The sequence below is a fragment of the Robertmurraya sp. DFI.2.37 genome (assembly GCF_029211245.1).
Lineage (GTDB): Bacteria > Bacillota > Bacilli > Bacillales > Cytobacillaceae > Robertmurraya > Robertmurraya methanolica_A.
In genome coordinates this window covers 1-369 of the sequence record NZ_JARGEJ010000364.1, presented here as the reverse complement: position 1 = coordinate 369, position 369 = coordinate 1, and the positions used below count along the sequence as shown (strand labels likewise).

Sequence of the window (369 nt, the reverse complement as noted above, 5' to 3'; positions counted from 1 at the left end):
CTTGATTCCGTTCGTAGTCCCAGGCAGAGTTGAACTGCCGACCTCTACATTATCAGTGTAGCGCTCTAACCAACTGAGCTATAGGACTAAGTTCAACCTAGTCTGTTTAATTAGACCCGGCTTCTTACTTTCTCTCTTCCGTATCATTACGGAATCATATCTTGAATAAACAACACCAGCAGTACAAGAACAAAAACCTTATCGATCTTTCGTCCTCTCCAGAAAGGAGGTGTTCCAGCCGCACCTTCCGGTACGGCTACCTTGTTACGACTTAGCCCCAGTCACCAGTTTTACCCTAGGGCGCTCCTCGCGGTTACGCACTTCAGGTACCCCCGGCTCCCATGGCTTGACGGGCGGTGTGTACAAGGC

1 tRNA gene and 1 rRNA gene are annotated in these 369 nt (G+C 49.9%); both read right to left on the bottom strand.

Annotation, left to right across the window (positions count from 1 at the left end):
- Nucleotides 1-14: 14 nt before the first annotated feature.
- A tRNA-Ile gene (locus PZE06_RS26895) sits at nucleotides 15-88 on the bottom strand.
- Between the two features lie 134 nt (nucleotides 89-222).
- A 16S ribosomal RNA gene (locus PZE06_RS26890) occupies nucleotides 223-369 on the bottom strand; the annotation flags it as partial.